The sequence below is a fragment of the Nocardiopsis sp. MG754419 genome (genome assembly GCF_018207095.1).
Classification (GTDB): domain Bacteria; phylum Actinomycetota; class Actinomycetes; order Streptosporangiales; family Streptosporangiaceae; genus Nocardiopsis.
In genome coordinates, this window is record NZ_QOCZ01000001.1 from 36900 (window position 1) to 58925 (window position 22026).

The following is a 22026-nucleotide window of genomic DNA, read 5'->3' on the forward strand; positions in this document are numbered from 1 at the left end:
CGTGAATCTTTTTTCACCGAATACCACCCATCCACCCGTCCGCCGGCGTCGAATAACTCGTGACAGAAGCACCATGGGACACGAGAGGGCGCATGAGCACACACCATCGACGGCGGATCGCGGTCATCGGCAGTGGGGTCTCCGGGCTCACCGCCGCGCACATCCTGCACCGCCGCGACGACGTCACGCTGTTCGAGGCCGACGACCGGCTCGGCGGGCACGCCCACACCCACCGGCTCCCCGGACCGGACGGCGCGACCCTGGGTGTGGACAGTGGGTTCATCGTCCACAACCGCCGCACCTACCCCCACCTGTTGCGGTTGTTCGACGAACTCGACGTCCCCACCCGACCCACCGAGATGAGCCTGTCGGTGAGTTGCGCGGGTTGTGGCCTGGAGTACGCGGGAGCCCGGGGTGTGCGCGCCATGTGGCCGAACCGTTCGCGCGCCAACGCCGACTTCCTCGCCATGCTCGTCCACATCCCCCGGTTCCACCGCGCCGCGGCACGTCTGCTGCGGACCGCCCGGCGGTTGGACGGGGAGGAGAGCGCGGTCGGCCCGACCCTGGAGGCCTTCATCGCGCGCCACCGGTTCCCGACGTACTTCACCACCCACTTCCTGCTCCCCCTGGTCTCGGCCGTGTGGTCCTGCCCACCCGGCACCGCCCTGGAGTACCCGGCCCGTCACCTGTTCACCTTTCTGGAACACCACGGCATGCTCGGAATCTGGGGCTCGCCGCGCTGGCGCACCGTCGTCGGCGGCTCGCACACCTATGTTGAGAGGGTGGCCAAGAACCTGCACGCGGTCCGCACCGGTACCCCGGTCCGTGGGCTGGAACGCGGCGGAACCGGTGTGCGCCTGCGCACCGACACCGAGTCGATCGACTTCGACGCCGTGGTGGTCGCCACCCACGCCGACCAGGCCCTGGCCCTGCTCGACGCCCCCACCGACACCGAGCGCGAGGTCCTGGGCGCCTTCTCCTACTCGCACAACCGCACCCTGCTGCACACCGACACCACCGTGCTGCCGGCCGACCGCACCACCTGGGCCTCCTGGAACCACCGCCTCCCCGAATGCGCCCCCGACCACGAACCGGTGCGGGTCAGCTACCACATGAACCGTCTCCAAGGCCTGCCCGACGGACACGACTACGTCGTCACCCTCAACGACGACGGTGGTGTGGACCCCGAGAGCGTGGTGGCCACCATGGACTACAGCCACCCCGTCTTCACCCCGGAATCGGTGGCGGCCCAGAAGCGCCTGCGGTCCCTGGACGGCCCCACCCTCGCCTTCGCCGGAGCCCACCACGGATGGGGCTTCCACGAGGACGGCTGCCGCGCGGGGGTCGAGGCCGCCGCCGCCTTGGGGCGAGTCTGGTGACCCGTGCCCCGGCCCTGTACGAGGCGACCGTCGCCCACGCGCGGTCGTCTCCACTGCGGTACGCCTTCTCGCACCGCACCCTCTACTGGTTCGTCGACCTGGACCGGCTGCCCCGCCTGTCCTGGCCGTTGCGCCTGCTGGCCGACTTCCGCGCCGCCGACCACGGGTCGGGGCGGGCGGCCACGATCCGCGCCGACCTGGAGGACTTCCTGCGTTGCCAGGGCGTGGAGGAGACCGGGGGGCGCGTGTTCATGCTCGCCCATCCGCGCGTCCTCGGCCACGTGTTCAACCCGATCACCGTGTTCTGGTGCCACGACGCCGACGGTGACCTGCGGGCGGTGGTGGCCGAGGTGCACAACACCTACGGTGACCGTCACCGCTACCTGCTCCACCCCGACGCACGCGGGCGCGCCCGGGTGGACAAGGCCATGTACGTGTCGCCGTTCAACGACGTCGACGGCCACTACCGGCTCTCCCTGCCCGAACCCGACGAGCGACTGGCCCTCACCGTGGCCCTGCACCGCGACGGGCAGCCGCCCTTCACCGCCTCGGTGCGCGGTCGGCGCCGGTCCCTCACCTTCGGCACACTCCTGTGGCTGAACCTGCGTCGACCCCTGGCGCCGCTGGTCGACGCCGCACGAATCCGCTTCCACGGCATCCGGCTCTACCTGCGCGGTCTGCCGGTGCGGGAGCGTCCGGTTCACCGCCCGGACCACGATCCGGGCGGACAGCATGTATCACGAGGAGCGCGACGATGACGACTGTCAACCCCACCCCCCTGGACGCCGAGCGTTGGCCCGACGTGGTCCGGGTCCCACGCGGCCGGTTGCGCGCCGCGGCGGCCCGCCTGGTCACGGCGCGGGCCGCACCGCTGTCGGGGATCCGACTGCACACCGGTCCCACCGCCCCGCCCGAGGGCGGCGACCCGGTGCTGTGGCTGCGCGACCCCGACGCCTTCTACGCGCGCCTGGCCCAGGACGGGCTCATCGGGTTCGGTGAGTCCTACATGGCGGGGGAGTGGGACTCACCCGACCTCGTCCCCTTGCTCACGCGTTTGGCCACGCACTACGAACGGCTCGTCCCCCGGGCCCTGCAACCGTTGCGGCACATCACCCTGCCGCGGCGTCCGGCCTCGGACCGCAACACCAAGGCGGCGGCCCGACGGCACATCAGCCACCACTACGACCTGTCCAACGACCTGTTCACGCTGTTCCTGGACCGCACCATGACCTACTCCTCGGCGCTGTTCACCGAGGACGATCCCCGCGACGAGGACGGGCTCGCGCGCGCCCAGGAACGCAAGATCGACCGTCTCCTGGACTCCGCCGGAGTGGGGGAGGGCACCGCACTCCTGGAGATCGGCACCGGCTGGGGCGAGCTCGCCGTGCGCGCCGCCCGCCGAGGCGCCCACGTCACCTCCATCACGCTGTCCAGAGAACAGCGCGACCTGGCCCGCGAACGCGTCGCTGAGGCGGGGCTGACCGACCGGGTCGACGTGGAACTGTGCGACTACCGCGACGCCACCGGTTCCTACGACGCCGTGGTCAGCTGCGAGATGATCGAGGCCGTGGGCGAACGCTACTGGCCCGCCTACGTCGAGGCCCTGGACCGACTCGTGCGCCCCGGAGGCAAGGTGGTGCTCCAGAGCATCACCATGGAACACGGACTCATGCGGGCCTCCCGCGGCTCCTACACCTGGATGCACAAGTACGTGTTCCCCGGCGGACTGATCCCCTCGGTCACCGCCCTGCGCCAGGAGTTCACCACGCGCACCCGACTGCGCATCAGCGACCGACTCTCCTTCGGCCCGGACTACGCCGACACCCTCCAGGTGTGGCGCCGGACCTTCACGGACGCGGCCGACGAGGTCGACGCCCTGGGTTTCGACCCCACCTTCCGCCGGATGTGGACCTTCTACCTCGCCTACTGCGAGGCCGGGTTCCGCTCCGGGATCATCGACGTCGAGCAGATCACTCTGGAGTCCACCGCATGACCACGACCGAACAGCCGACCACCGTCACCCCGGGCACGCCCGGGACCGCCGCGCGCGGGGTGGCCCACCTGCTCGGCCCGCTGCTCGCCGCCTTCCTCAACGGCGTGGCCCCCGTACGGCTGCGCGCCTGGGACGGGAGCGAGTACGGCCCCGAGGACGCACCGCGGGTGACGGTGCGCGACCGCGAAGCACTGCGGCACATCCTGGCCCGCCCCGGCGAACTCGGGCTCTCCCGCGCCTACGTCACCGGGGGCCTGGAGGTGGAGGGCGACCTCACCGACGCCCTGAGCCGTGTGTGGGCGTCCGTGGCGACCCACGGCACCTCGGTGCCCGGCCCCACCGAGTGGGCGCGTGTGGCCCACGTCGCCCTGGTCCTGGGTTTGGTGGGCCCGCCCCCGCCCGCGCCTCCCACCGAGGCGCGCATGGGCGGTCGATTGCACAGCAAGGAGCGCGACGCCGCGGCCGTCTCCCACCACTACGACGCCGGCAACGACCTCTACGAGCTGCTGCTCGACGAGACCATGGCCTACTCCTGCGCCTACTGGGACCCCGAGCGGCCCGAGCAGACGCTGGCCGAGGCCCAACGCGCCAAGCTCGACCTCATCTGCACCGACCTCGGCCTTGAGGCCGGTGACCGACTGCTGGACGTGGGCTGCGGCTGGGGCTCGCTCACACTGCACGCCGCACGCGAGTACGGCGTGCGGGTGTGCGCCGTCACCCTGTCCGCGCGCCAACGCGACCACGTGGTCCGGCGCGCCGCCGAGGAGAGGCTCGACCACCTGGTGGACGTGCGTCTGCTGCACTACCGCGACATCGCCGAGGGGGCCTTCGACGAACCCATCGGGGCCGGGTTCGACGCCGTGGCCACCGTGGAGATGGGCGAGCACGTGGGGCGCGAGGCCTACCCGCACTTCGCGGGACACCTCCACGACCTGCTCCGGCCGGGCGGCTCCCTGTTCGTCCAACAGATGTCCCGGCGCGGCGCCCAACCCGGTGGCGGCCCGTTCATCGAGCGCTACATCGCCCCCGACATGCACATGCGTCCGCTGGGCGAGACCCTCGGGCTCCTGGAGACGGCGGGGCTGGAGGTGCGCGGTGTACGGGCGTTGCGCGAGCACTACGTGCGCACCGCGCGTGCCTGGTCGGACGTGCTGGAACGTCGCTACGACGAACTGGTGCGGATCGCCGGCCCGCAGAGCGCCCGGGTGTGGCGGCTCTACCTGGCCGGCGGGTCGCTCGCCTTCGAGGAAGGACGGATGGGCGTCGACCAGATCCTGGCCCACCGTCCCGAGGTGACCCGATGAGCGCCGGCGTCGCGCTCCTCCTCAACATCGGTGTGACCGCCCTGGTGCTGGCCGCGGTCATGCTCACGACCTTCGCCATCGGGGTGCGGCTGGGACGCCACAGCGTGGTCGACTCCGCCTGGGGCGCGGCCTTCGCCGCCGCGGCCCTGACCACCGGTGTCGTCGCGACCGCCACCGGCCACGGCGACCCGGTGCGCACCTGGATCCTCGTCGGTCTCACCAGCGTGTGGGGCGTGCGTCTGGCGGTGCACATCGGCCTGCGCAGTCGGGGCAAGGGGGAGGACCCGCGTTACGAGCGGTTCCTGTCGGGGGCTCCCGGGAACCCGAACCTGTACGCCCTGCGCGTGGTCTACCTGCTCCAGGGTTCCCTGGTACTGCTCATCTCCCTGCCCATCCAGGTGGCCGCCTTCACGGCCGGCCCCTGGGGGTGGGTGGCCACGCTCGGTTTGCTGCTGTGGCTCACCGGGTTCCTGTTCGAGTCGGTGGGCGACGCCCAACTCGCCCGCTTCAAGTCCGACCCCGCCAACAAGGGTCGGATCATGGACCGGGGACTGTGGGCTTGGACCCGTCACCCCAACTACTTCGGTGACGCCTGCGTGTGGTGGGGCCTGTTCCTCATCGCCGCGGGCTCCTGGTGGGTGCTGCTCACCCTGCCCGCCCCGATCGTCATGAACTACCTGCTCACACGGGGGTCGGGGCAGCGCCTCATGGAGGAGCACATGGCCGGCCGGCCCGGCTGGGCGGAGTACACCGAACGCACCAGTGCGTTCTTCCCCCTGCCGCCCAAGCGCCGCGCCTCCACCTGAGGACACCGTCGGGGGCGTGCCCGCGTTCGGGCACGCCCCCGGGCGGTCAGACCGACGGCACCTGACCGCCGTCCACGCGCACCACCGAACCGGTCACGTACGCGGCCTGCCGGCTCGCCAGGAAGGCGGCCACCGCGCCGTACTCGGCCGGGTCGCCGTAGCGGCCGGCGGGGATCGAGGCGCGGCCCTTCTGCTGGACCTCCGCCTCCGGCAGCCCCTCGCGCTCGGCGCGGGCCCGGTCCAGGGACTCCACCCGCGGGGTGGCGATCCGGCCCGGCACGATGACGTTGGCGGTCACGCCGTCCGCGGCCACCTCGTTGGCCACCGTCTTGGACCAGGAGTGCAGCGAGGCGCGCAGCGTGTTGGACACCCCCAGGTTGGGGATGGGGGCGATCGGGCCGGACGACGTGCTGGTGATGATGCGTCCCCAGCCGCGTTCGCGCATACCGCCCACGACCGCGTCGGTCAGCTCGATCACCGGCAGCACCATGGCCGCGTACATGTCCTGCCACAGGCCCGGCTCCTGGCCCAGGGCCGGGGTGGGCGGCGGGCCACCGGTGTTGTTGACCAGGATGTCGACCGGGCCGAGTTCGGCGGCGACCTGGTCGGCGACGGCGCGGGCGCGGCCGTGCTCGGCCAGGTCCCACACGATGCCGACGGCGTCCGTGCCCAGCTCACGACAGGCGTCGACGGTGGCCTGGAGGCGTTCGGGGTCACGGCCGGTCACCGCCACCCGCACCCCTTCGGAGGCCAGGGCGACCGCCATGGCCCGCCCCAGTCCGGAACTGGCGGCGGTCACCAGGGCGACCTTGCCGGCGATTCCCAGATCCATCTCGTTCCCTTCACTGCAATGCGGCGATGTCCAGGGAATCCTGACAGGTTCTGTGACTCATGTGACAGGCGGGGTTGGCCGAAGGCCCTCGCGGGGCGGTCCGTCCGCCACGTCGTGGCGCATCGGGCACCCCGGAGTCCCTGGTGCGCCGTGGCCCACGCGCCAGGGCCGCCCGGTACCTCGCCCGGACGAGGCGGGTCGGACGCCCGATCGCCGGTGCGGCCCCGAAGGCCCGGGGAGCCCCGATCAGCGCGCGTTGGGCGTCACGACGGCGCGACCGCTGATCTCTCCCGCCTCCAGCCTCCGGTACGCCTCCAGGGCGTCGTCCATGGAGAACCGTTCCACCTCCGGGCGGATCTGCCCGGCCTTGTACATGTCCACCACCTCCCACAGGTCCCTGATCGAACCCCAGTAGGTGTTGGTCACGTAGGACTCGTAGGGGTTGGTGAAGAACGAGAACTCGTGGGTGCCGCCCCCGATGCCCACCACGCTGAGCCGGCCGCCCTGGGCCATGCAGGCCGCGGCGGCGGCCACCGTCGGCCCCGCCCCCACGAAGTCGAAGGCCGCGTCCACGCCACGGCCGCCCGTGAGCGCGCGGATCCGCTCCACCTGGTCGGGGCCGGCCCCGACCGTGATCGCCCCGCTGTCCTCGGCGCGCTTGCGCGCCCCCTCCTTGACGTCGGTGGCGATGATCGTGGCGCCGGTCAGGGCGCAGAGGATCTGCACACCGATCTGCCCGAGCCCGCCCAGACCGATCACCAGCGCGAACCGTCCCCCGCCATGGAGGTGCGGGAGCGCCTGGGTGATCGCGTGGTAGGGGGTCAGGCCCGCGTCGGCCAAGGGCGCGGCCGCCACCGGGTCGGCGTCGCCCAAGGGGATGAGGTGGTGGGCGGGGACCGTCACGTACTCGGCCATGCCGCCGTCCCGACCGAGCCCGACGGCCAGGTAGGGCATGGTCGCCGCGTTCTCGCAGTAGGTCTCCCGTCCCTCGGCGCACTGGCGACAGTGGCCGCACCCGATCGGACCGTAGGCCATGTAGGCGGCGCCCACCTCGATGCGGTCGCTCACCCCCGGGCCGACCGCCTCCACCCAGCCGGCGTTCTCGTGCCCGAGCACGAAGGGGGGCTTCTGGGCACCGGGCTGTCCCTCCTCGAACAGCCGGTACACGCTGATGTCGGAGTGGCACGCACCGGCCCCGGCCACCCTCAGCAACGCGTCTCCGGGTCCCGGCTCCGGTTTCGGTACCTCGGTGAGGGAGGGGAACTCCCCGTAGTTCTCGAACACCACTGCGCGCATGTGCGGTCTCCCCTCGCGTGAGGCGCGGTGCCCCGGCCGGGGCACCGAAGGGCGAGCCGGCCTCACGCGAGGTGCCGTCTCGCCCACGCGAAGTTAACACCGGGGTTCCGAGGAGTCGCCCAAGGGCCGTGCACGGATTCGTCCGCATTGTTTGACCCGCCGGTCGCCTCCAGCACGATGAGTCCGCCCCGGTGTCCGGGTCGGTACGGGGCGAGAGCACCCTCACCGAGGAGGACACCATGTTCGACACCACCCGTGCCTTCGGCTCCTTCGCCGTCCCCGACACCGACGCCGCCCGGGAGTTCTACGGCACCACGCTCGGGCTGGACGTGCGGCCCGTCCCCGGAATGGAGGAGCACGGCCTGCTCCAGATCGACCTGGGCGAGGGCCGCGTGGTGCTCGTCTACCCCAAGCCCGACCACGCGCCCGCCGTGTTCACCGTCCTCAACCTGCCGGTCGACGACATCGACGCCGCCGTGGACGAACTCGTCCGTCGCGGCGTCACGATGCTGCGCTACGACGCGTTCGAGCACGACGAGAAGGGCGTCGTCCGCGGGGGTGAGCCCCTGGTCGCGTGGTTCGCCGACCCGGCGGGCAACACCATCGGACTCATCCAGGAGTGACCGGGCTCGGGGCGTGGGCGCGGCCTCGACGCCGGACCACGCCCCGGTCCCGTGGCGGGCCGTCCCGCCACGGGACCCCGACCTTCTCCGCGGACCTTCCCGGGTCCGTACCCCGCCGGCGCCCTGCCCGGGCGCCGGCTCCCCTCGTGCGCGGACGGCGTCCCGGGCACGACGTGGGGGGTGACCCGTGGAACGCCGCCGGTCCGGGAACGGCCGGGTCACCGGGGCTGCGGGGCGGCGCGATGAGTCCGCCGCCCCAGCGGAGTCGGTACGGGTGCAAGCAGACCAACGACACCACCGGGAGGCCGCCGTGAAGCGCCCCGTCCTCGACAGCATGCTTCTGGCCAGCACCGATCCCGACCGCCTGCGCGACTGGTACGCCGCCGTGCTCGACCCGGTCGAGAACAGCACCATGGACGGGTACCGGGTGCTGCGGTTCGGGAGCTTCCACCTGCTCATCGACCACCGTGACGACCTCGGCCCCGAGGCGGCCGACGCCACCCGGATCATCCTCAACTTCGACGTCGACGACGCCCGAGCGGTCGCCGCCCTCATGGACGAGCGCGACACCTCCTGGGTGGCCCCGTTGGAGGACCGCGACGGCAGCCTGTTCGCCACCGCCCGGGACCCCGACGGCAACTACGTGCAGATCATCCAGCTCAGCCCCGAACACCTCGCCGCCATGGAGCGCGGCCCGGAACAGGGGTGACCGCGAGAGGGCTGTTCGGCTCCTACCGAGGGGTCGGACCGCCCCACCTTCGCGCCCAGGAGAACGCTCGGCAAAAGAAGGTTCGAAGGCATGTCGTTTCGTCGTAGGGGAGGCGTAGCGTGACGATCGTGGCTGAGCGAACGGTCGTCGACCAGGACTTCGCGCGGCTCATCGGCCCCTACCGCCGTGAGCTCTACGCGCACTGCTACCGCATGCTCGGTTCGGCGCACGACGCCGAGGACCTGGTCCAGGAGACCTACCTGCGCGCGTGGAAGGGCCTCGACCGCTTCGAGGGGCGCTCCAGCCTGCGCACCTGGCTGCACCGTATCGCCACCACGGCCTGTCTCACCGCCCTGGAGAAGCGCGGTCGCAGGCCCCTGCCCACCGGACTGGGCGGACCCACCGACCATCCCGAGGGCGACCTCGTCGACAGCCCCGAGGTGCCCTGGCTGGAACCGATGCCCGACCGTTCGGGGTCGGCCGCGGACGACCCCGGGACCGTGGTCGCCACCCGGGAGAGCGTGCGGCTCGCCCTCATCGCGGCCCTGCAATACCTGCCGGTCAAGCAGCGTGCCGTGCTGCTGCTGCGCGAGGTGCTGCGGTTCAGCGCCGCCGAGGTCGCCGGGATCCTCGACACCACCGTCCCGGCCGTGAACAGCCTGCTCCAACGCGCTCGCGCGCGCCTGGACGAGGTCCTGCCCGAGGAGGAGAGCGTCCCCGAACCCTCCGCCGAGCAGCGTGAACTCCTGGACGGGTACGTCACCGCGTTCGAGAACTACGACATCGCGGCGCTCACCGCGCTGTTCACCGCCGAGGCCGCCTTCGAGATGCCGCCGTTCGCCACGTGGGTGCGCGGGCCCGAGCACATCGCCCGCCTGGTCGCCGCCCAGTGCCCCGCGCAGAGGCCGGGGGACCTGGCGCTGGTTCCGACGGTCGCCAACGGTCAGCCCGCCTTCGGCATGTACCTGCGCGACGAGCACGGCGTCCACCGGGCGTTCGGCATCCACGTGCTCACCCTGTCCGAGGACGGGATCGCGCACTGCTCGGTCTTCTTCGACACCGGGCTCTTCCCCCTGTTCGGGCTGGACCCCGTCCTGGGGCGCTGAGGACGCGACGGTCGGTGCCGCAGGACCGCACGGGTGTCCCGGGGGCTGGGAAGCCGCCGGGACACCCGTGCGTCAGCCGGGATCGCCGGTGGGGTCGCCGCCGCGGCGTTACGTCGGGTGAGAGTCGATGCGATCGTCCACGAGGCCCATGACGGGCCCGGCGACGGCCTGGGCGCGTTCCTGACCCTGGCGCCGAACGGGCCGGCCGCCCTGCGCGCTCTGGACATGTTTGACGCGGTGCGGCGGGCCGTGGCCTTCCCCCCACCGCCGCGATCGAGTTCGTCAACGGATCCGGTCGACGCCTGGGCGTGATGAGGGACGGCTCGCACCCGAGCCCGGACGGGCTGCGCACCCTCACCGTCCGGCGCGACGACCTGCAACGGGTGCCGGCCGAGGCCGCGCGGGACAGGGCGTGCGCATCGAGTACGGCAGACGCTTCACCGGCCACACCGAGACCGACCACGGGGTGAGCGCCGCCCGTTCCGACACCGACGGGAAGCGCCACGTCCGGGAGTTGTTCGCCGACGACCTCCCGGACATCACCACCCTCCTGCGGGCGACCGAGGCCACGCGCTTTCGCCCCATGGGCACCTACGATCTGGCCACCCTGCCCCGATGGAGTCGGGGGCGCGCCGCCGTGATGGGCGACGCGGCCCACGCGGTGTCCGGTTCCCGTGGCCAGGGGTTTCCCTGGCGATGGAGGACGCGCTCGTCCTCGCACTCCGCCTGCGCGACCTGCCCGACCCGACACGGGCCTTCGCCGCCTACGAGCACCGGCGGCGCGGCCGGGTCGAACGCATCGTGGCCGAAGGACGCGGGCGGGGCGAAGAGAAGGTGGGTTCGGACCACCCCGCCGCCCTCCTGGTACGTGACATGACGCCGAGGGTCGTGTTCACGCTGCTGAGCCGGTGCGGCGGACAGGCCTGGATCCACGACCACCGTGTCGACTTCGAGGACACCGGCGTCCCGGACTGATCAGGGAGTACGGGACCGTGGGCACACCGACACCGACGGACGAGTCCGGATCACCGGGTCAGCGCGGCCAGGGAACCCGCCAACGTCCGCGCCGCGTCCTCCTGGTCCAGGAGCACCCCGTGCAACTGGGCGTCGGCGGTGTGCACGAGCAACGCCGCGGTACGGGCCGGGTCGGATCCGCCCCGACCGCAACGGCGCAGGTGCCAAGTCAGCTCGTCGACGACCTCGGCGCGCACCGCGTCGAGGACGGCCACGGCCTCCGGCGCTCGCGGCGCGTAACGATGCATCAGTACGTGCAGGCGCGGCCGATCCCGGTGCTCGGCCACCAACACCTCGCACAGCGAGGCCAGAGTGTCCTCCCACGTGGGCGGCTCCGCCCGCAACCGCACGAACAGCTCGCCGAAGCGGGCCCCGGTTGCGCGCACGTGGCGTTCGGCCAGGGCGTACAGCAGGGCCCGCTTGTTCGGAAAGTACTGGTACAGGGTTCCGATGGAGTACCCGGCCCGTTCGGCGATCCGGTTCGTGGTCGCGTCGTACCCCTCCCGCTCGAAAACCTGAGCAGCCGCCTCCAACAACACCTCCACGGTGTGCCGAGAGCGCTGCTGGCGCGGGGTCTTCCGCGGCGTGTCGATGGCGACCCCCATGCGAGTTGTCCACGCCGACCGCAGGGCCGACGATCGTCGTATGGACGATCCTTACACGCCCCTCATGCCGGACTCCCTGCGCGGTGACACTCCACCCGTGCAGCGGGATCGGTTCCGCGACGGGTCCACGACCGTGCACGTCGAACGATGGGGTGACCCGGAGGCCGAGCGGCGGGTCCTGTTCCTGCACGGGGCGGGCGGCCACGCGGGCATGCTCGCCCCCTACGCCGCGGCCGTGGCCGCCCGGGGGATCCACGTGATCGTCCCGGACCTGCCCGGGTACGGGCGCACACACGTGGCCGACCGCGGCGCCCTCCGCTACGAGCACTGGGTGCGCGTGGCCGGCGAGATGGCCCGCGCCGAACGCGAGGACCTCGGGGCACGGATCACCCTGGTCGGGGCCAGCCTCGGCGGCATGCTCGCCTACGATGTCGCCACCCGCACCGGTGCCGCGCACACGGTGGTGGCCACGTGCCTGCTGGACCTGCGGGAGCGCCACGCCCGACGCCACATCTCCCACATGCCCTGGATGGGCGTCCTGGCCCCCCGGCTCATGCGTCCCCTGGCCGGTCCGCTGGCCCGTGTCACCCTGCCGGTCCGCCTGTTGACCGACATGCGCGCGATCAGCAACCGCCCCGAGCTGACCCGGGTCGTCTTGCGGGACCGTCTCGGCGGTGGCAACAGCGTGCCGCTCGGCTTCCTGCGCTCCTACCTGGAGTCGCGTCCGGCGACCGAACCCGAGGACGCGGAGGGTTTCTCCCTGGTACTGGCCCATCCCGAGGAGGATCGCTGGACCCCCGTCGAGGCCAGCCTGCCGTTCTTCGAGCGACTGGCCGTGCCCACACGGTTGGTGATGCTTCCCGACACCGGGCACCTGCCGGCCGAGGAGCCGGGCGTGAGCCTGTTGATCTCCACCATCGTCGAGTCCGCCACCCCGGGGTGAGATGCTGCGGTGTCGGTGTCGGTGTCGGTGCGAAGGGGACGAGGCCTCGCCCCGACACCGCCCCACTGGTGCGGGTCCCGACGGTGCTCCACCGCATCACCGCGGAGGGGTACCGCGAGGCGTGCGCCGCGGGGGAGCGGTGCCCGGTCAGGGCGTCGGTCGGAGCCTGCCGCTGAGAACCATCCGGTTGCCCTCACTGTCGCGGAACTCCGCGACCGTGACCCCGGGCATGTAGGCGGCCTCCTCCGGCTCGGTGACGATCTCCACGCCGGCGGCGCGCAGGGACTCCACCGTGCCCGGTACGTCGTCCTCGACCAGCACCAGAACCGGTCCCGGTGAGGGGATCTCGTCCCGGCGCGGCACGAAGTGGAGCGCGGTGTCGGCGTCGGGGAACCCGAGCTCCACCCACCGCCACCCGTCGTCGCCCATGGGCACGTCCGCGAGCGTGCGGCAGCCCAGTCTCCCCGTGTAGAAGGCCAGCGCCCGGTCCTGGTCGAACACGGGCAGCTCGGCGAACTGGATGTGCATGGTGGATCACTCCTGAACTAGACGGTCCAGTACTGAAGAAGAAACTAGACTGTCCAGTACTCATTGGTCAACGACTCCGGGAGCAAGAGCGTGAACCGACCCGAGGGGCGTTCGGAGCGCAAGAGGCGCTCCATCCTCGAAGCCGCCGAGGAGGTGTTCCTGGACGGCGGATACCTCGGCACCAACATGGACGAGATCGCCGCCCGTTCCCAGGTGTCCAAGCAGACGATCTACAAACACTTCGGCAGCAAGGAACGGCTGTTCGTCGAGATCGTCACCCACATGACGGACTCCGCCGGCGACCTCGTCCACACCCACCCCGCACCGACCCCCGACGAGGACCCCGCCGACCACCTCACCGACTACGCCCTCCGCCAGCTCACCGTCGTGCTCACCCCGCGACTGATGCGGGTGCGCCGCCTCGTCATCGGCGAGGTCCCCCGTTTCCCCGAACTCGCCGAGGCCCTCTACCACCACGGACCCGGCCGGGCCATCGACGACCTCACCCGCGTCCTCGAGACCCTCGCCGACTTCGGACACCTCTCACTCGCCGACCCCCGCGCCGCCGCGGCACGCTTCAACTGGCTCGTGATGTCCGAACCCGTCAACCGGGTCATGCTCCTGGGCGACGACGCGATCCCCGGGCCCGAGGAACTCCGCGCCCACGCGGCCGAGAGCGTCCGCGTCTTCCTCGCCGCGCACACGTGAACCGAACCCGTCCGGAGCCCGTCCCAGTAATTCGGGGTCGACGATTCGACGTAGGATTCGCCCCGATACCAGGCCTCGGCAGCCCCCGATCACGGCTAACGTGCTCAGGGGCCACACGTCGTGGCCGGAATTCCCCATCGCCCACCCGGACGGGACTCGCGTGAACAGCACCAACGACCACCGTGACCTGCGTCTGATCGTCACCGGAGGCGGCACAGGTGGTCACACCTACCCCGCGCTGACCGCGGTCAACGCCCTGCGACAGCGCCTGGAGGCCGACGGGCACTCCCTCGAGGTGCTGTGGGTGGGTGCCGCGGGCAGTCTGGAGAAGCGGGTCGCGACCGCCAACGGGATCGCGTTCGAGGCCGTTGCCACCGGCAAGATCCGCCGCTCGAAGAACCCCCTCAAGCTCGCTTCGCCGGCCAACGTCAAGGACATGACCAACGTGCCGCGCGGTGTGGCCCAGGCCCGCAAGCTGGTCTCCGACTTCGCGCCCGACGTCGTCCTCGCCACCGGCGGGTACGTGGCCGTACCCGTCGGCCTGGCCGCGCGCATGTGCCGCCGCCCCCTCGTCGTGCACGAGCAGACCGTGCGCCTGGGGCTGGCCAACAAGGTCCTGGCCCGCGCCGGCGCGCAGATCGCGGTGTCCGCCGAGTCCTCGGTCGCACTGCTGCCCGAGGGGTCCCAGTCCGAGGCCGTGGTCACCGGCAACCCGGTGCGCCCCGAGGTGCTCACCGGCCAGGCCGACCTGGCCGCCAAGGGTCTGGGCTTCCATGGCCACGACGCCGACCTGCCCACCGTCTACGTCACCGGTGGTGCCCAGGGGTCGGCGCAGATCAACGACAACGTGCGCGCCATCCTGCCCTGGTTGCTGGCCCGCGCCAACGTCGTCCATCAGTGCGGGGCGGCCAACGTCACCGCTCTGCGCGAGAGCGCCCAGCAGCTCCCGCCCGGGCTGGTCGAGCGCTACCACCTCACCGACTTCGTCGGCCCCGAGCTGCCCGACGTCCTGGCCTTGGCTGACGTGGTGATCTCCCGTAGTGGCGCCGGCACCATCGCCGAACTCACCGCCCTGGGCAAGGCGGCGGTGTTCATCCCGCTCGCCTCCTCCGCCGGCAACGAGCAGGCGCACAACGCCCGCCACCTCCAGGAGTCCGGTGCCGCCGTAGCACTCTTGGGCGAGGTCACCGCGGAGAGCCTCCAGGCCGCGGTGGAGCCCCTCCTCGACGACCCCGCCAAGCGCGAGCAGATCGCCGCCAACGCCCGGTCCCACGGCCGCCCCGACGCCGCCGAGCGTCTGGTGGACGTGCTCCTGCAGGCGGCCCGCTGACCCCGGGGCCGCCCCCAGGGGCGGCCCCATGTCCTTTTCGCGAGGAATGTGATTCCGTGTCTCATTCGCAACAACATGCAGATTCGGCCCTCTTTGCCGGATAGCATCGCAGGTCAGCGAGACTGCTCCCCGCGCACGCGGGGATGACCCCTGTGCGAGGGCTGCCGGCACGCGGCTACTAGTTGCTCACCGTTCCTACAGGGATGAACCCTTCCTGATCGACACGGTCTACAGCAAGAGCATCTGTTCACTGCGCACGCAGGGACGGTGCCGTTGGTGATGAGTACGCGCTCGGATGCAGGCAGCTGCGCACTGAATCCGCAGGGTTAGATTCGTTTTGAGCTTCCGTAAAACTTCCGGGAGGAATTATCTCCGCACTATACTAAACTCAACCTCCTCGATGTAAGCGGGGAGGTTGAGCTTAGTCACGCCGTGTAATTACTCTATTTGGGGACGGTTCTCATGCCGACGAAGGCTGCGATGTGTGTTTTGGGCACTTGATTCGCATCGAGGTCTGGTTTTTGCGTCTTGTGCCTCGGCCGGGTCTGGCCTGCTCGGAAAGCTCTGTAGGAGTTCCCTGTAGTATCAACTGGTGCGGTCGAGGCTTGATTGCCAGTGCTCTAGTAGGCCGAGTTTCACTGCCTGGGTCAGGGGCTGTGGTTGCTAATTTGGGGTGTAGCTATCTGTCTTCGAGCTGAAAGCTAACGCGAATCCCTGTCGTGGCGCGCCTGTGGCGCCTTGCCTTCGATCAGTCGTGAATCTACGTGCTCGGCTGACTCTGCTCGGCGAACGTAGCCCTCTAGCGCCAGCTCATCCGCCTTGGTGATGTGGGACACATCGGCAGGGGAATGCCTGTGATCTTTGATCATGGTCACTGCTGCGTTGCGGTAGTGGTGGAGTACGACTAGATCGCGGTTCGCGTTCGAAGTGTGCACCTTGCAGCCTGTCGCTCGGGAGGCTTCTGCTCTTATGGTGGCAAGCGTAGCACCAACAAGCCTCCAGTGCTGTGCCGAACCGTACCGTTTGACTCTCGTCACATACTGTTCTACCCACTTCGTTGGTCAACAGGCAGGTCATTGGACCTCTACCAACTTCGTTGCTTCAAAACTTGCGATTTGGCCCCTATCAAGTATCATCGCCCTTGATGCTCCCGAGATTCAGCTCGGGATTGCCCCCGAAGTTGGTAGCAGAGTAGTGACCAGCGTCAAGTGCTCCCCGCGCACGCGGGGATGGGTCTGCCACAGGGGCGGCGGCGGCACTGATCAATGTCTGCTCCCCGGTTGCCCGGGGAGGCCCGTTGGTTTGTGCTGGTATCGAGTACCACACGTGTGTCTGAAATGCCTACAAACTGACCATGAGTTTTGGCCGGATCAGGCCTCCGTTCAAGACTCAAAGCCGGTTCTGACGGTCGGTATGGGGCGCTTAGATGTTCTTCATGGATCCGGGAAGCCCTGCACTGCCCTGCAAGGACGGCCTCGCAGGGGCCGCCTGCACGGTGTGGGCCAAACACGATTTCGACTCCGACGGCTGGCTGCCCCTCTACCGCCACATGGCGGACAGCGCCTTCGTCGCGGGCAGACTCTGGGACGCCTGGCTCCCGCGCCAGATCCGCGAACTCATCGGAGCCGCACTCCCCGGCGGTGAATCGGACGCTCGCCTGCTCGCCGTCTGGCTCTCCGCGACGCACGACATCGGCAAGGCCACCCCCGCCTTCGCCTGCCAGGTCGAGCAGCTGGCGGATCGTATGCGCACGTTCGGTCTCGACATGCCGCTTCAGAAGCAGATGGTGGACCGAAACCTCGCACCACACGGCCTCGCGGGCCAGCTCATCCTCGGGGAGTGGCTGGTCGAGCATCATGACTGGCGCGAACGCCACACCAACCAGTTCACGGTGATCATCGGCGGACACCACGGCGTGCCACCGACCCACTCCGCCATCATGGCCCTGGAGAACCATCCGGAACTCCTGCGCACCCCCGGCAGCGCCGACGCCTGGCGGGCGGTGCAGAACGAACTCCTCGACACGGCGGCCCGCCTGGCCGGCGTGGGCGAACGACTCCGTGACTGGCGCACGGTCAAGCTGCCCCAGACGGCTCAGGTCCTGCTCTCGGCGCTGGTCATCACCGCCGACTGGATCGCCAGCAACGCCGAGTACTTTCCCTACTTCCCTGGTGAGCGCAGCGCCGACCCCGAACGCACCGAGCAGGCCTGGAAGCTCCTCGACCTCCCCGCGCAGTGGGAGCCCCAGGAGCCCCTCGGTACGGCGTCGGAGCTCTTCGCCGCTCGCTTCGAGCTGCCGGTCGGAGCCGTGGTGCGTCCGGTCCAGGAACAGGCGGTCGAGGCCGCTCGTACCCTGTCCGGCCCCGGCCTGATGATCATCGAAGCCCCCATGGGAGAGGGCAAGACCGAGGCCGCCCTGGCGGTAGCCGAGATCCTGGCCGCGCGCACCGGCGCGGGCGGCTGCTTCGTCGCCCTGCCCACCATGGCCACCAGCAACGCCATGTTCACCCGCTTCACCCACTGGCTCGACCGCCTCCCTGGTATGCCGAAGGAAGCGGCCTCGATCTTCCTCGCGCACTCCAAGGCGCACCTCAACCAGGTGTTCGCCGGTTACCTCGGTGGCGGCCCCCGATTGGCCACCGACACCGACCGTGATTCCGGCGACGCCCCCGGGAACGCCGCGTTGGTCGCGCACCGCTGGCTGCGCGGACGCAAGAAGGGCATGCTGTCCTCCTTCTCGGTCGGCACGATCGACCAGCTCCTGTTCACCGGCCTCAAGAGCAGACATCTGGCCCTGCGCCACCTCGCGCTGGCGGGCAAGGTCGTCGTCATCGACGAGGCCCACGCCTACGACACGTACATGAACGCTTACCTGGACCGTGCACTGGCGTGGCTCGGTAGGTACGGCGTTCCCGTCGTCGTGCTGTCGGCCACCCTGCCCGCCCGGCGCAGGCGTGAGCTCGCCCTCGCCTACACGGGGGACCAACAGGGCAGAGGCCCGATCGATCCGGCCTATGAGGAGATCGGCCGGATCGACGCCTACCCCCTCATCACCACCGCCACGTCCGGCGCACCACCACGCCTGTACACACCGGCGGCCTCGGGCCGCTCGACCGACGTCCTCCTGGAACCCCTCGACGACGACCTGGTCACCCTCACCGACCGTCTGGAGACGGAACTCGCCGAGGGCGGCTGCGCCCTGGTCATCCGCAACACGGTCACCCGAGTGCACGAGACCGCGGCCCACCTGCGCGACCACTTCGGTGACGCGGCGGTGACCGTCGCCCACTCGCGCTTCCTCGACCTGGACCGTGCCGAGCGCGACGCACAGCTGCTGAAGCAGTACGGCCCTCCCACGAAGGGCACCGAGCTCAGTACGTCTCGCCCCGCGCGGAGCATCGTGGTCGCCAGTCAGGTCGTCGAGCAGTCCCTGGACGTGGACTTCGATCTGCTGGTCACCGACCTCGCACCCGTGGACCTGATCCTCCAGCGGATGGGACGTCTGCACCGCCACCCGCGTGGCGATGGACAGAGCGCGCGCCCGCCCCGGTTGCGCACGGCCCGATGCCTGGTCACCGGGGTGGACTGGGCTCAGGCACCACCGGAGCCGGTGCGCGGTTCGCGGACCATCTACGGCGAGTACCCGCTCCTGCGCTCGTCGGCGGTGCTCCGCCCCCACCTGGAGGCGCGAACCGACGGTGAGCGGACCCTGCGGCTGCCCGAACACATCAGCCCGCTGGTCCAGGACGCCTACCGCGACAGCGCTGACCACGACGACATCGCACCACCCGGATGGTCCTCGGCGTTGGATGCTGCCCGTGACTCCCAGGAGTTCGCGCAGGCCGACAAGGCCACCCGGGCACGCACCTTCCTGCTCGACCCCGCTGAACGCGATGGGCGCGCGCTCATCGGCTGGGTGGACGCCGGGGTCGGCGAGGCCGACGACAGCCAGAGCGGCAAGGCCCAGGTCCGCGACACCGGTGAAAGCCTCGAAGTGCTGGTGGCCCGGCGCGCTGCCGACGGTTCCCTCAGCACCGTTCCGTGGCTGACCGAGGGGCGCGGCGGACTGCCTCTGCCCCAGGAGTCGGTCCCCACGCCCCGGGCATCCCGCGCACTGGCCGCCAGCGGACTGCGCCTGCCCTACCCGTTCACGGTCACCGGAGCGATGATCGACCGCACCATCGCCGAACTGGAGACCGACCTGGTGGCGGCCTGGCAGTCCAAGGAGGCCCACTGGATCGCCGGGGAACTGGTCCTTTTCCTGGACGAGGACGACCGCGCCGCACTGGCCGGGTACACGCTTCACTACACCGAATCCGACGGCCTGGAGGTCACCCGTGCCGAATGAGGCATCCACAGCCGTGGCGACACCCGACTCCGCGACCTCGCCTCCACCCCACTTCGACCTGACCCGGAGGCCTTGGATCCCGGTGCTACGCACCGACGGGGTCGAAACGGAACTGTCCCTGATCGAGGTGTTCGAGCAGGCCGCGCAGGTGCGCCGCCTGGTCGGCGACCTGCCGACCCAGGACTTCGCGCTGCTCCGTCTGCTGCTGGCCATCCTGCACGACGCGATCGATGGGCCGCGCTCGATCGAGGACTGGGGCGAGCTCTGGGACGACGGGCTCCCTTTGGAGGAGACGCGCGCGTACCTCGACACCCACCGGGAACGCTTCGACCTTCTCCACCCGGACACCCCGTTCATGCAGGTGTCGGGTCTGCGCACCGCGAAGGGCGAGTATTCGGCGCTGGACCGGATCGTCGCCGACGTCCCCAACGGTGCCCGCTTCTTCACCATGCGGGCCGACGGGGCCCGTCGCCTCGATCACGGGGAGGCCGCCCGTTGGTTGGTGCACGCCCACGCCTACGACCTCTCCGGGATCAAGTCCGGGGCCGAGGGCGACCCGAGGGTCAAGGGCGGCAGGGGGTATCCCCAGGGTGTGGGCTGGGCGGGTCACCTGGGTGGTGTGTACGCGGAGGGCGACGACCTCCGGCAGACGTTGCTGCTCAACCTCATCGCTTTCGACACCAAGAACTTCGACACCGACGCCGGCCCCGAACCGGACCGCCCCGCCTGGGTTCACCCGCCCGCCACCGCCGCGCCGCTGTCGGGGGCCGCAGCCGGGTCCCGTCCCTACGGCGTGCGCGACCTGTACACCTGGCAGACGCGCCGTGTGCGTCTGCAGCACGACGCGGAAGGCGTCCACGGTGTTCTGCTCGCCTACGGTGACCCGTTGTCTCCGCGCAACATGCAGCTGCGCGAACCCATGTCCGCCTGGCGGCGCAGCCCCGCCCAGGAGAAGAAGCTGCGCGAGGCCACGGTCTACCTGCCCCGAGACCACGACCCGGCCCGGGCGGCGTGGCGGGGGTTGGGGGCCCTGGTCACCGGTCGGGTCCGGGGAGGCGACCAGCGTCAGGAGGCGGCCGAGTACGTGCGCCCCCGCATCGTGGACTGGATCGCCCGCCTGACCGTCCATCGCTACCTGCCGCGCGGTCACCTCCTGCGGGTACGGCTGGCCGGGGCCGTCTACGGCACACAGCAGTCGGTCGTCGACGAGATCGTGGACGACTCCGTGGCGATGCCCATGATCCTGCTGCACCAGGAGCACGAGGAACTCGCTCGGGAAGCCGTCGACGCGGTCACCGACGCCGAGGACGCCGTGACCGCCCTGGGAGACCTGGCCACCGGTCTGGCACAGGCGGCGGGCGCCGACGGCGACGGGCCCAGAGGCACCGCTCGTGACCGCGGATTCGGTGAACTGGATGAGCCCTTCCGCGACTGGCTGCGCCGCCTGGCCCAGGGTGGGGGAGAGGACACCGGCACCGGTCTCCCCCTGGACGACCCGCGTTACCCGCGGGAGCAACGTCGCACCTGGCAGTTCACCGTTCGCTCCATCGTCTCCCGGCTCGCCGACGAGCTCATCGCGTCCGCGAGCGAGGCCTCCTGGGAAGGGCGGGTCCTGGAGACCAAGAGCGGTGCGTTCTGGCTCAACACCTCCAGCGTCGACCTGCGTTTCCGTCGGGCACTGCGCACAGCCCTGCCCCTGACCATCCCCGACACCGACTCCGACAACGGCACGGAGGAACAACAGTGACCACAGCGAGCAGCACCGCCTACGTGCACGAACTCAGGGAGGTCGGTCAGGCGGTCGACGAGCGCATCCGTCGACTCCAGGCCGGGTACCTCCAGGACCATCCCGACGCGGTCGCCACCCTGGCCAAACTGCGTCGCGGCGCGGGCAAGGTCATCGAGGACGCGCCGGAACTGGTCGGAATCACCATCGACCACCGTTTCTACGAGACCTTCGACGTCAACGATCGGCGCACACCGGACGCCGAGGCCGCCGTGCACGAGGCCCTCACGCTCTACGCCCTGCACCAGCAGTCCAAGCGGGACACGGGCATGCACCGGCGGGGAAGGGACTTCGGTGGAGCCGTTCGCCGGCTCATGCCGTCCGGGGACATCGACGAACCCCTGCGCAAGCGGTTCGTCCAGGCCCAGACGGCGAGCGGTCCCGTGGTGCGGATCGACCGATTGCGGGGCATCGTCCAGCTCCTGCGCGGTCAGGACATCCCCCTCGACTACGGGCTGCTCGCCGACCAACTCCACGACACCCGCACCCGAGCGGGCGCCGAGAGGGTGCGCCGTGCCTGGGGACGCGGTTTCCAGGCCTACCGGCCCACCAGGCCCGGAGCGGCGGAGTAACCCGACCAGACCGGAACCGCTCCCACCGAGTGACCCGTGCCGGTCTTGGACACCGGACCCGCCGCACCACCCGGGGCCGCGTCACACGGCCCCGCACCTGCCCGCTTCAGCTCCACATCACGCACGCATCGCTTCGACCAGACG

The 22026-nt window shown here is 70.6% G+C and carries 20 protein-coding genes; 16 read left to right on the forward strand and 4 right to left on the reverse strand.

The features are described 5' to 3' along the window. Nucleotides 1–92: 92 nt before the first annotated feature. The 5 genes from DSY14_RS00170 to DSY14_RS00190 are packed head-to-tail and all read left to right on the forward strand — an operon-like array spanning nucleotide 93 to nucleotide 5482. Complete coding sequence (locus DSY14_RS00170) at nucleotides 93–1379, forward strand: NAD(P)/FAD-dependent oxidoreductase (protein ID WP_211714327.1); 1287 nt, start codon at nucleotides 93–95, stop codon at nucleotides 1377–1379. Beyond that, nucleotides 1376–2137, forward strand: coding sequence for a DUF1365 domain-containing protein (locus DSY14_RS00175; RefSeq protein ID WP_307851082.1), 762 nt, complete (start codon nucleotides 1376–1378; stop codon nucleotides 2135–2137). The genes DSY14_RS00170 and DSY14_RS00175 overlap by 4 nt, the downstream gene beginning before the upstream one ends. Further along, nucleotides 2134–3372, forward strand: a complete 1239-nt coding sequence (locus tag DSY14_RS00180) for a cyclopropane-fatty-acyl-phospholipid synthase family protein (protein WP_211714329.1) — start codon at nucleotides 2134–2136, stop codon at nucleotides 3370–3372. The genes DSY14_RS00175 and DSY14_RS00180 overlap by 4 nt, the downstream gene beginning before the upstream one ends. Next, entirely contained in the window at nucleotides 3369–4676 is a 1308-nt protein-coding gene (locus DSY14_RS00185; protein WP_211714330.1) for a cyclopropane-fatty-acyl-phospholipid synthase family protein, read from the forward strand. Before DSY14_RS00180 ends, DSY14_RS00185 begins: the two co-directional genes overlap by 4 nt. Continuing rightward, nucleotides 4673–5482: a DUF1295 domain-containing protein gene (locus DSY14_RS00190; protein ID WP_211714331.1), complete on the forward strand. Its 810-nt coding sequence runs from the start codon at nucleotides 4673–4675 to the stop codon at nucleotides 5480–5482. The genes DSY14_RS00185 and DSY14_RS00190 overlap by 4 nt, the downstream gene beginning before the upstream one ends. A 46-nt stretch (nucleotides 5483–5528) precedes the next feature. Here the strand turns inward: DSY14_RS00190 and DSY14_RS00195 are convergent, their stop codons facing one another. After that, nucleotides 5529–6314 carry an SDR family oxidoreductase gene (locus tag DSY14_RS00195; protein ID WP_211714332.1) on the reverse strand — a complete coding sequence of 262 codons (786 nt, stop codon included), beginning with the start codon at nucleotides 6312–6314 and terminating at the stop codon, nucleotides 5529–5531. 246 nt (nucleotides 6315–6560) lie between these two features. After that, the gene (locus tag DSY14_RS00200) at nucleotides 6561–7610 is read right to left on the reverse strand and encodes an NAD(P)-dependent alcohol dehydrogenase (protein ID WP_211714333.1); all 1050 of its coding nucleotides are present in this window, start codon (nucleotides 7608–7610) and stop codon (nucleotides 6561–6563) included. Nucleotides 7611–7849: 239 nt separating this feature from the next. On the opposite strand from DSY14_RS00200, the gene DSY14_RS00205 reads away from it, so the two are divergent. From DSY14_RS00205 to DSY14_RS29405, 5 genes are all read left to right on the forward strand, one after another. After that, entirely contained in the window at nucleotides 7850–8233 is a 384-nt protein-coding gene (locus tag DSY14_RS00205; protein WP_211714334.1) for a VOC family protein, read from the forward strand. A 310-nt stretch (nucleotides 8234–8543) separates the two neighbouring features. Beyond that, nucleotides 8544–8942 carry a glyoxalase/bleomycin resistance/extradiol dioxygenase family protein gene (locus tag DSY14_RS00210; protein WP_211714335.1) on the forward strand — a complete coding sequence of 133 codons (399 nt, stop codon included), beginning with the start codon at nucleotides 8544–8546 and terminating at the stop codon, nucleotides 8940–8942. Between the two features lie 119 nt (nucleotides 8943–9061). Further along, nucleotides 9062–10048, forward strand: coding sequence for a sigma-70 family RNA polymerase sigma factor (locus DSY14_RS00215; RefSeq protein WP_211714336.1), 987 nt, complete (start codon nucleotides 9062–9064; stop codon nucleotides 10046–10048). A 117-nt stretch (nucleotides 10049–10165) separates the two neighbouring features. Continuing rightward, complete coding sequence (locus tag DSY14_RS29400; protein ID WP_307851083.1) at nucleotides 10166–10360, forward strand: hypothetical protein; 195 nt, start codon at nucleotides 10166–10168, stop codon at nucleotides 10358–10360. A 384-nt stretch (nucleotides 10361–10744) separates the two neighbouring features. Continuing rightward, nucleotides 10745–11023 (forward strand): hypothetical protein, encoded by a 279-nt coding sequence (locus DSY14_RS29405; RefSeq protein ID WP_307851084.1) that lies wholly within the window; start codon nucleotides 10745–10747, stop codon nucleotides 11021–11023. A 50-nt stretch (nucleotides 11024–11073) separates the two neighbouring features. On the opposite strand, the gene DSY14_RS00225 is transcribed toward DSY14_RS29405, so the two are convergent. Further along, nucleotides 11074–11667 carry a TetR/AcrR family transcriptional regulator gene (locus tag DSY14_RS00225; protein WP_249187092.1) on the reverse strand — a complete coding sequence of 198 codons (594 nt, stop codon included), beginning with the start codon at nucleotides 11665–11667 and terminating at the stop codon, nucleotides 11074–11076. 40 nt (nucleotides 11668–11707) lie between these two features. Between DSY14_RS00225 and DSY14_RS00230 the strand changes: the two genes are divergently transcribed. After that, the gene (locus tag DSY14_RS00230) at nucleotides 11708–12610 is read left to right on the forward strand and encodes an alpha/beta hydrolase (protein ID WP_211714337.1); all 903 of its coding nucleotides are present in this window, start codon (nucleotides 11708–11710) and stop codon (nucleotides 12608–12610) included. 147 nt (nucleotides 12611–12757) lie between these two features. Here DSY14_RS00230 and DSY14_RS00235 read toward each other — a convergent pair whose 3' ends face one another. Further along, the gene (locus DSY14_RS00235; protein WP_211714338.1) at nucleotides 12758–13138 is read right to left on the reverse strand and encodes a VOC family protein; all 381 of its coding nucleotides are present in this window, start codon (nucleotides 13136–13138) and stop codon (nucleotides 12758–12760) included. A 90-nt stretch (nucleotides 13139–13228) separates the two neighbouring features. On the opposite strand from DSY14_RS00235, the gene DSY14_RS00240 reads away from it, so the two are divergent. From DSY14_RS00240 to casB, 5 genes are all read left to right on the forward strand, one after another. Next, nucleotides 13229–13846: a TetR/AcrR family transcriptional regulator gene (locus DSY14_RS00240; protein ID WP_211714339.1), complete on the forward strand. Its 618-nt coding sequence runs from the start codon at nucleotides 13229–13231 to the stop codon at nucleotides 13844–13846. Nucleotides 13847–14006: 160 nt separating this feature from the next. Beyond that, entirely contained in the window at nucleotides 14007–15176 is a 1170-nt protein-coding gene (locus DSY14_RS00245) for a glycosyltransferase (protein ID WP_211714340.1), read from the forward strand. 1435 nt (nucleotides 15177–16611) lie between these two features. Continuing rightward, nucleotides 16612–19524: a CRISPR-associated helicase Cas3' gene (gene cas3, locus DSY14_RS00250; protein ID WP_211714384.1), complete on the forward strand. Its 2913-nt coding sequence runs from the start codon at nucleotides 16612–16614 to the stop codon at nucleotides 19522–19524. Further along, on the forward strand, nucleotides 19514–21271 hold the full coding sequence (gene casA / locus DSY14_RS00255; protein ID WP_211714341.1) for a type I-E CRISPR-associated protein Cse1/CasA: 1758 nt from the start codon (nucleotides 19514–19516) through the stop codon (nucleotides 21269–21271). The genes cas3 and casA overlap by 11 nt, the downstream gene beginning before the upstream one ends. Next, nucleotides 21268–21882 carry a type I-E CRISPR-associated protein Cse2/CasB gene (gene casB, locus DSY14_RS00260; protein WP_211714342.1) on the forward strand — a complete coding sequence of 205 codons (615 nt, stop codon included), beginning with the start codon at nucleotides 21268–21270 and terminating at the stop codon, nucleotides 21880–21882. The genes casA and casB overlap by 4 nt, the downstream gene beginning before the upstream one ends. Nucleotides 21883–22026: the final 144 nt, after the last annotated feature.